Source organism: Candidatus Frankia alpina (genome assembly GCF_902806485.1).
Classification (GTDB): domain Bacteria; phylum Actinomycetota; class Actinomycetes; order Frankiales; family Frankiaceae; genus Frankia; species Frankia alpina.
The window spans coordinates 1-8815 of the sequence record NZ_CADCWT010000201.1; the positions used below are offsets into that span (position 1 = coordinate 1).

Sequence of the window (8815 nt, forward strand, 5' to 3'; positions counted from 1 at the left end):
ACACCAACACCACATTGATGTCACGCAAAGCGACGAAACGTTACCGGGAAAGGCTCAGTGACCGAGGACATCACATTAATCACCCTGGTGACCGTGCTGCCCTACCGTAATCCGTTATTCACCGCACACCAGATCCGCACGCTGGACCGGCTGAGCGGAGGGCGACTCGTCGTCGGCGTCGGCACCGGATATCTGCGGGGCGAGTTCCGCGCCTCCGGCGCCGATTTCGACCGGCGACGCGCCCTGTTCGACGAGGCGTTGGAGATTCTCACCGCGGACACCGCCGTCGAGAAGATCTCCCACCGGGGAATCGGCTTCGAGACGTCTGGCACCGCGCTGCGGCCGCCGTCGATCCAGCGACCGCACCCACCGCTGTGGGTGCACGCGAACAGCAGCTGGGGCCTGGACCGGGCGGCCCGCTTCGGCGGTGGCGCCCTGTTCACCCTCACCACCGAGACCCTGGCCGACACCATCCGGACCGCCCACGCGCCCGATTCGGCCGCCGTCGGCGAGCGCATCAACAAGCTGCGCGACGCCACGACCGCCGCGGGGCGCGACCCGGCCGAGGTCACCGTCGCCTTCAGCGGGGTCCTGCCCCTCCTCGACGTCCGTCAGGGATGGAACACCGACCAGGTCCGCGCCCACATCGCCGAATACGAGGGCCTCGGCGTGGACTGGCTCATCTTCAACGTGATCGGCGACGATCCCGGCGCGTCCGAGGAGACGGTGCGCCGCTTCGGCGAGGAGATCATCCTCGCCCGGGACTGACCGAGCCCGGCCGGTTTTCCGCCAGCGTGGAAGACCGGCCCGCGGCGGTCGGTGGTCCATGTCGAGGTATCCGGTTACCGGGTTACCTGATTATCCGACTTCGGTGCTGCGCGCGGACGCCGGAATCTGTGCCTGCGGCGCCCCGCTGCGCGGATCCGCGCCGACCAGTCGCATCCGGACCGGCCGGTGTCCGCACCGACCGTTTCCCTCGCCGGAGCCGGTGCCCCAGGCGGGCACGGCGCGCAGTACGCGGGGCGGGACCGCGGCCAGACGGTGTCGACGAACGTGGTGTAGCTGCTCCGGGTGGCGCCCAGGCCCCACGAGCGCCCACGTGGTCGCGCCGGACGGGCCGTCGATCGTCACCGTGCCACGGGCCCCGATCAGCGTGGCGAGTTCGGCGACCTGCGCAGTAGGCTGAGCCGGCTCAGTCCCACCGACACGCGGGTCGCCGGCGTACGGATCGCCAGCCCACGGGTCACCGGTGACCAGCCACACCGGTAGCCGGGACAGCCCCGCGCGACGCCGATGGACGAACCGGCAGGCGTCACGGGCCCAGCGGTCGGCGTCCAGCGCCCCGGCCACGATCACCGCGTCGTAGGATGCCACCTCCCGCACCTGTCGCGCCGGCAGTACCTCCGTGTCGAGACCGCGGGCGGTCAACGCCGCGCCGATCACCGCGGCCAGCTCGTCAGCCCCGCCACCCCCGGTTCCGAACGCCACCAGAGCTCGCGTCATCGCACCCTCCCAACCTCGCATCCAGGGCCATCGAGGCCAACCGCACGCGATCGACTCGAACCCGTAACCCAGTGGACATCCGAGATGGGGCACACACCATCTGTCGAACGTCACGTCCGCCGGGCCATCCGGACCCGGCCCGACGGGCACGGTCGGACCCCGGCAGGCCGCCGCGGTCCGCCCCTGGGTTACCGGGCCTGGGCGACGGTCGCCCTGGTCACACCCCTGGAGCCACCGGCGCCGGACAGCCGGGACGGCGGCCCGGACGGTCCCGAACGACGCGACCGCCGACGGCCCGAACCGGCGAGCAGCAGCCCGGCCCCGGCGACCGCCATCCACCCACCCGGCCGGCCGGACGGCACCGCCGTGCCGCCCGGCACCCGGCACCGGCGCGCGGCACTGGTCAGCCGCGCAGCCAGTGGCGGTGGCGGGGGCGCGAGGCCTGCGCCCAGGTGGCGTCGAAGGCGGCCCGGGTGGCGGCGGCGCGGGCGCGTTCGTCCCCTGCGAGCAGACCGTAGGTGAAGGAGGATTCGCCGGCGAGGTTCGCGGCGACGGCGAACTCGCGCAGCCGAGTCTGCGCCACGACGCAGTCCTGGTGCTCGCCGAGGGTGTCCTGGACCCGCTTCGCCTCCCTCGCGAGCTTCGCCGCGGCACCGCCGTGGACGGGAATCATCAGTTCGCAGGCGTAGCGCAGCCGCTTCGCGGCCTTGCGGGCGCCGTGGTAGGCCGCGTCGCGGTCGGATCCCGCGGTCGCCCGCCGGGCGCGGTCGACCCGCCGGGTGAGCCTGCGGTCCGCCTTACCGACGGGTTTCGCCAGCACGGTGCCGGCCGGGCGCCGGGCCCGTTCGGTCTGCCCGGCGGCGGCGTCGGCGACGAAGGCGAGCAGCGTCTCGACGAAACCGAGGTACCGTTCGCCGCGCAGGTAGGCCAGCGCCTCCTCGCGGCTGCGCAGCCGCTCGCCGAGCAGCGCCTCCTGGAGGCGGGCGGCAACCGGGCCGAACACCAGGTCGACGGGCTGCCCGGCGAGCTCGCCGGCGAAGCGCGCGAGCTGCACCTCGGCGTCGCGGGGCCGGCCGAGCACGTCACCGATCTCGCGCAGGCCGGCCTCGATCGCCGCGGCCCGCTCGGGGTCGAACAGCGGCCGGAAGGTCTGGATGGTGCTGCGCAGCCGTCGGGCCGCGACCCGCATGTCGTGCACAGCCTCGGGGGCATCGACGCGCACCGCGGGGTCGCGGTCGAGCAGCGCCGCGGTGTGCTCGGCCAGGTAGGCGTGGACGACCCGGGCGGCGCTGTCGGCCGCGGTGAGCCGCGCCGGGCCGGGCTGGACATCGGGGGCGCCGAGGTCGACGGCGAGGGCGAGGGCGCGTTGCAGCTTCGACGGCGACGGCGACGGCCGCGCACCGGCCCGGTGCAGGGCCTTGCTCGCGGCGGGCAGCACGTCCACCCCGGCCGGGTCGAGCACCTCGAGCTCGACCTCCCGCCACCGCGACACGATGGTGCGCTCACCCATCGTTCGCGCGTTGACCCGGTCGTCGGCGACCTCGACGAGGTCGTGGCCGGCGGCGTCGCGCAGCCGCCGGGTGCGCCGGACGGTCGTGATCGACACCACCGGGCGAAGTCGCGCCCCCCGCAGCCGCACGGCGACCAGATCCAGCAGCTCCGGCGGGATCTGCGACGGCTCGCCGAGCGGGCGGCCGATCTCGTCACGGGCCCCGTCGGCGGCGGGGATCTTCAGGTGCCAGCCCTCGTCGGCGCCGCCCTCCCGGCGCCGCAGTGTCAGCCGGTTGCGGGCCAGGCGCAGGTCGTCGGTGTCGTAGTAGACGGCGTCGAGGTGCCGTTCGTCGCGGTCGGCGACGGAGGCGACCCCCCGCACGCCGTCGAAGGCGGGCAGCGTGAACGTCTCCTCCACCGCGAACTTCCACTCGATCTCATGCGTAACTGCCACGACGGGCCTCCATCCAGTGCGATCAACGCACTGGTTCCCTGCCTGGGGCCGAGAAACCCTGCCGGCAGGAGGTGGGACCGCGCCGCGCCGCGTCACGCGGCGCGGCTCCGGGCGGCGGTCAGGCCAGCGTGACCCGGTGGGCGCCGGGGTAGAGGTTCATCGAGTCGCCGCGCACGAAGCCGGCGAGCGTCATCCCCGCCTCCTCGGCGAGATCCACCGCCAGCGTCGAGGGCGCGCTGACCGCGACGAGCATCGGCACGCCGGCCATCAGCGCCTTCTGCACCAGTTCGAACGATGCCCGGCCGCTGACGACCAGCACCTGCCCGGCCAGCGGCACCAGGCCGTCGCGTGCCGCCGCGCCGATCACCTTGTCGACCGCGTTGTGCCGGCCGACGTCCTCCCGCGCGGCCCGTAGCACGCCGTCGGCACCGGCGAGCGCCGCCGCATGCAGGCCGCCGGTGGTGGCGAACAGCCGCTGCGCCGCCCGCAGGGCGTCGGGCAGGCCGGTCACGGTCGCCGCGTCGAGGCGCAGCGGGTCGTCGGCGACGGTGAACCGGCTGCGCAGCCGGACCGCGTCGATGCTGGCCTTCCCGCACAGGCCGCACGAGCTGGTCGTGTAGAAGTTGCGGGTCAGGTCGGCCTCCGGCGGGGCAACCCCGGGGGCCAGCGCCACGTCGAGCACGTTGTAAGTGGGGCGGCCGTCGGCATCGACCGCGCCGTCCCTCCCGACCGCGCCGTCCTGCCCGATGCAGTAGCGGATCGACGTCACATCGGCGGCGCTGCCGATCATGCCCTCGCCGAGCAGGAACCCCAGCGCCAGGTCCATGTCGTCGCCGGGGGTGCGCATCGTCACCGCCAGCGCCCGGCCGCCGACCCGGATCTCCAGCGGTTCCTCGCCGACCACCGTGTTCGGGCGGACCGCCGTGGCGACCCCGGCCCGGACCCGGGTCACCACGCGCCGCGCAGTCTCCCGCCCCATCCGCGCGGCCCGTCCGCCGCTGTGCCCGTCGGCTCCAGCCGGATGACCAGTGACTTCGACGTCGGGGTGTTGCTGCGGGCGGCGGTGGAGTCCAACGGGGCCAGGACGTTGGTCTCCGGGAAATAGGCGGCGGCGCAGCCCCGGGCCGTCGGGTAGGCCACCGCCCGGAAGTTCTCCGCCCGCCTGGGCACCCCGTCGGTCCAGACACCGACCAGGTCGACGTGCACACCGTCGGCAAGGCCGAGCGCGGTGAGGTCGTCGGGGTGCACGAACACCACCCGCCGGCCCCGGCGGACCCCGCGGTAACGGTCGTCCATCCCGTAGATCGTCGTGTTGTACTGGTCATGCGAACGCACGGTCTGCAACAGCAGGTGACCGGGCGGCACCCGCAGCACCTCGCAGACGTTCACCGTCAACGCCGCCCGCCCGCTCGGCGTCGGGAAGGTACGGCTGTCACGCGGCGGATGCGGGAGCTCGAAACCGCCGGGCGCGGCAAGCCGGGCATCGAAGTCGCCGAAACCGGGCACCACCCGGGCGATGTGACCGCGGATCCGCCGATAGTCGCCGGCCAGCCCCGCCCAGTCCACCGAGCCAGCCCAGTCCACCGAGCCAGCCGAGTCGGCTGCCCGGCCCGTGAGGGTGGCCTCGGCGAGGCCACAGACGATCGCGACCTCCGAGCGCAGCCCCACCCCGGCCGGGGCGAGCGTGCCACGGGAGGCGTGCACCATGCCCATCGAATCCTCGACGCTGACCTGCTGCGGCCCACCCGCCTGCACATCGGCCTCGGTGCGCCCCAACGTCGGCAGAATCAACGCCGCCCGCCCCGTCACCGCATGCGAACGGTTCAACGTCGTCGACACCTGCACCGTCAGCCGACACGCCCGCATCGCCGCCTCCGTCACCGCCGAATCGGGACTGGCCGCGACGAAATTTCCCCCCAGGCCGAGAAACACCTTCACCCGGCCGTCGCGCATCGCCCGAATCGTCTCCACCACGTCATGGCCATGCGCCCGCGGCGGAGCAAAGGAGAATTCGGCGCCAAGCGCGTCGAGGAACGCGTCGGGCATCTTCTCCCAGATTCCCATCGTCCGATCACCCTGAACATTGGAATGACCCCGCACCGGGCACACCCCCGCCCCCGGCCGGCCGATGTTCCCCCGCAACAGCAGGAAGTTCACCACCTCCTGGATCGTCGCGGCCGAGTTCGCATGCTGGGTCAACCCCATCGCCCAGCACACCACCACCCGCTCCGCCGCGAGGTCCGCATCGGACAGATGGGTTCGAACATGCTTGGCGAACTCGGTGAAACCCGTCGTGTGCGCGGCCAGGAAAACATGATCGAGTACGGTGCCGGGGGCAGCGTCCTCCGCCGCCAACAACCGCCGCGACAATGCCTGGAACAACGCCATATCCCCGTTGAGCCGGATCTGCAGGAACTGGTCGGCCAACGCCGTGCCACGCCCCAACAACCCCCGCGCATGCTGCGGATTACGGAAACGCAGCAATCCCGCCTCCGGCAGCGGATTGACCGCGACGATACTACCCCCGGCCCGTTTCACCCGCTCCAACGAACTGAGCATCCGCGGATGATTCGTCCCCGGATTCTGCCCCACCACCAGCACCAGATCGGCGGACTCCAGATCCGCCAACGACACCGATCCCTTACCCACGCCGATCGTCGACGTCAACGCCGCACCCGACGACTCGTGGCACATGTTCGAACAGTCCGACAGATTATTCGTCCCGAACATCCGGGCGAACAACTGCCAGACGAACGCCGCCTCGTTGCTGGTGCGCCCCGACGTGTAGAACGCCGCCTCGTCCGGGCTGTCCAACGCCGCCAACTCGGCCGCGACGATCCCGAACGCCTCATCCCAGCCGACCGGGGTGTAGTGATCCGCCCCCGGCGCCCGATACACCGGCTCCACGATCCGACCCCGACTACCCAGCCAGTGCCCCGAACGGCCGGCCAGATCGGACACCGGATGCGCGGCGAAGAACTCCCCCGTCACCCGGCTGCGGGTCGCCTCCTCGGCCACCGCCTTCGCACCGTTCTCGCAGAACTCCACCGCCGAACGCTCCCCCGGCGCCGGCTCCGGCCATGCACAACCCGGGCAGTCGAACCCATGATCCTGATTGACCAGCCGCAACGTCCGCACCGACCGCCCCGGACCCATCCGCTCCCAGGCCCGTCCCAGCGCGTGCCCCACCCCCGGCAGACCCGCCGCCGACGACGCCGGCGCCCCCACCCGCAGCCGGGCGTCGTCATCCCCGTGATCCCCGCCGCTGTATCCCAATCTTTCCACCATCCTCGCGATCGCCACCGCGCACCACCACCGGCCGGCGGGCGGCGGCGGCGGGCGGCGGGCGGCGGACACGCTGGACCATGAGGTCCCGCGCAGGGCCCTACCGGCCGGTCCAGGCCGCCGGGCGCTTCTCCAGGAAGGCGCGGACGCCTTCGGCGGCGTCGGCGGAGTCGCGGATGGCGTCGAGCGCGGCGGCGGTGGCCTGCCAGCCGTCGGCGTCGGGGGCGACGGCGGCGTCAACGACCGCCAGGCAGGCCCGCACGGCACTCGGCGCGTTGCGGCAGATCCGCTCGGCCAGGGCGACGGCCGCGTCAAGCGCCCCGCCGGGTTCGGCGAGCACGTTGACCAGGCCCGCCTCGTACGCGCGCCGGGCGTCGAAGGGATCACCGACGAGGATGAGCTCCCGGGCCAGGTTCAGCGGCAGGGCCCGCGGACCACGGAACAGCGCGCCGCAGGTGGGGACGACCCCGATCGTCACCTCCGGCAGACCGAAGCGGGCGTCGGTGGCCGCCACGACGAGATCGCAGGCCAGCACGATCTCCAGGCCGCCGCCGAGCGCGGGACCCTCGACCGCGGCGATGAGCGGCGTGCGGCGCCGGCGGCGGACCACCCCGTACTCCCCGCCCCGCTCGGTGACATAGTCGCCGCCGGCGGTCAGGTCGCTGCCGGCGCAGAACACGGTCGGGGTGCCGGTGAGCACGCCGCCCCAGAGGTCGTCGTCGTCGAGCAGGTTCAGCGCGGCGTCGAGGGCGTCGGCCATCGCGCGGTCGACCGCGTTGCGCCGACGCTCCCGGCGCATCGACACGACCAGCACATGGCCCTCGCGGTGGAGGTCCACCCGTTGCTCGTCCCGGTCCGTCATCGCCTGATCCACGCCCCGTCCCGCCGTGCTTCCCGGCCCGGCCGCGATCCGGATGACCAGCGCCGGCTGGAGGCACAGAATAGTCTTCTGGGCTGACAGGAACGATGTTTCCGATCCGGCCGCCGGCAGCGCGGCTCCGCCCGAGGAGATGGGTGCATGCAGGAACAGCGACGCGGCCGAAAGATCGCCATGGAGCGGGCGGAGGTCGACGCCTTCCTCACCGAGGAGCGGGTCTGCCGGGTAGCGACGACCGGCCCCGACGGCCCGCACCTGACCCCGCTGTGGTTCGTCTGGGACGGCCGGGCGCTGTGGCTGTGGTCGATCGTGCGCAGCCAGCGGTGGACCGACCTCACCCGCGACCCACGGACCGCCGTGCTCGTCGACGCCGGGATCGGCTATGGCGAGCTGCGCGGGGTGGAGCTGCGCGGCCGGTTCGCCCCGGTTGGCGAGGCGCCGCGCGCCGACGTACCGAACCCCGAACTGGAGGTCCCGGAGCGCCTGTTCGCCGACAAGTACGCCGGCGGCGGCACGACCGGGCCCGACGGCCGCCACGGCTGGCTCCGCCTCAACCCCGAGAAGGTCACCAGCTGGGACTTCCGGAAGCTCTAGCGGACGGCGGCCACCTGGTGACCGAGGCGGACGGCGAGCTCGACGACGGAACGCTGGGCGGCGTTGAGCTCCGCCTGCGCCGCGTCGCGCAGCTCGGCCATCGCCGGCACCCGGAAGGCCAGCGTCGCCTCCGCCGTCACGACCGTCACCGCCATCCCGAGAGAACTGCCGAGGACCAGCTCGACGGGTGGGACAGCATGGTCCCAGCCCGCGGTCGGGCTGCCGGGCCCGTACTGCGCGCCACGGGCAGAGACGACGACGACCGGCCGGCCGGCCAGCGGCTGCCCCCGGGTGTCGAACGGCGCGGTGACGCCGAGGACGTGCACCTGGTCGATCCACGCCTTGAGCGTCGACGGGATCGACCAGTTGTACATCGGCGCGCCGATCACCACCGCGTCGGCGGCGAGCAGCTCGGCCAGCAGGAGCTCCCGCGTCGCCGCGGCGGCGGGATCGGGCGTCTCTCCCGGCAGGCGCAGCCGGGGCGCCCAGTGCAACGCCGCATCGCTCAGATGCGGCGGCGGGTCGGTGTGCAGGTCGCGGTAGGTCACCGTGTGCCTCGGGCCGAGGCCCCGCCAGGTGTCGGCGAAGGTTCGGGTCAGCGCCCTAGTAGG

Annotated in this window: 8 protein-coding genes; 2 read left to right on the forward strand and 6 right to left on the reverse strand. The window is 73.3% G+C overall.

The window, feature by feature from the left end:
• Positions 1-57: 57 nt before the first annotated feature.
• Entirely contained in the window at positions 58-768 is a 711-nt protein-coding gene (locus tag G6R25_RS18265) for a TIGR03619 family F420-dependent LLM class oxidoreductase (protein WP_235948970.1), read from the forward strand.
• Between the two features lie 90 nt (positions 769-858).
• Here G6R25_RS18265 and G6R25_RS18270 read toward each other — a convergent pair whose 3' ends face one another.
• From G6R25_RS18270 to G6R25_RS18290, 5 genes are all read right to left on the reverse strand, one after another.
• Positions 859-1503: a flavodoxin domain-containing protein gene (locus G6R25_RS18270; protein ID WP_163553950.1), complete on the reverse strand. Its 645-nt coding sequence runs from the start codon at positions 1501-1503 to the stop codon at positions 859-861.
• Between the two features lie 403 nt (positions 1504-1906).
• Positions 1907-3448 carry a CYTH and CHAD domain-containing protein gene (locus G6R25_RS18275; RefSeq protein WP_163553951.1) on the reverse strand — a complete coding sequence of 514 codons (1542 nt, stop codon included), beginning with the start codon at positions 3446-3448 and terminating at the stop codon, positions 1907-1909.
• A 118-nt stretch (positions 3449-3566) separates the two neighbouring features.
• Positions 3567-4427, reverse strand: a complete 861-nt coding sequence (gene fdhD, locus G6R25_RS18280; RefSeq protein ID WP_163553952.1) for a formate dehydrogenase accessory sulfurtransferase FdhD — start codon at positions 4425-4427, stop codon at positions 3567-3569.
• Positions 4397-6736, reverse strand: coding sequence for an FdhF/YdeP family oxidoreductase (locus G6R25_RS18285; RefSeq protein ID WP_163553955.1), 2340 nt, complete (start codon positions 6734-6736; stop codon positions 4397-4399). Before G6R25_RS18285 ends, fdhD begins: the two co-directional genes overlap by 31 nt.
• A gap of 97 nt (positions 6737-6833) precedes the next feature.
• Complete coding sequence (locus G6R25_RS18290; RefSeq protein ID WP_163553953.1) at positions 6834-7595, reverse strand: enoyl-CoA hydratase-related protein; 762 nt, start codon at positions 7593-7595, stop codon at positions 6834-6836.
• A 156-nt stretch (positions 7596-7751) separates the two neighbouring features.
• On the opposite strand from G6R25_RS18290, the gene G6R25_RS18295 reads away from it, so the two are divergent.
• A complete protein-coding gene (locus G6R25_RS18295; RefSeq protein WP_163553954.1) occupies positions 7752-8204 on the forward strand; it encodes a pyridoxamine 5'-phosphate oxidase family protein in 453 nt (150 codons plus the stop codon).
• On the opposite strand, the gene G6R25_RS18300 is transcribed toward G6R25_RS18295, so the two are convergent.
• Positions 8201-8815 (reverse strand): FMN-dependent NADH-azoreductase (locus tag G6R25_RS18300; protein ID WP_205447230.1); only part of this gene is annotated, 615 nt, incomplete at its 5' end. The two genes, G6R25_RS18295 and G6R25_RS18300, sit on opposite strands and share 4 nt — an antisense overlap.

Coding starts and splice junctions, on each gene's coding strand:
- G6R25_RS18285 (WP_163553955.1), bottom strand. CDS start 6,736: ATGGTGGAAAGATTGGGATACAGCGGCGGGGATCACGGGGATGACGAC.
- G6R25_RS18290 (WP_163553953.1), bottom strand. CDS start 7,595: ATGACGGACCGGGACGAGCAACGGGTGGACCTCCACCGCGAGGGCCAT.
- G6R25_RS18295 (WP_163553954.1), top strand. CDS start 7,752: ATGCAGGAACAGCGACGCGGCCGAAAGATCGCCATGGAGCGGGCGGAG.
- G6R25_RS18270 (WP_163553950.1), bottom strand. CDS start 1,503: ATGACGCGAGCTCTGGTGGCGTTCGGAACCGGGGGTGGCGGGGCTGAC.
- fdhD (WP_163553952.1), bottom strand. CDS start 4,427: ATGGGGCGGGAGACTGCGCGGCGCGTGGTGACCCGGGTCCGGGCCGGG.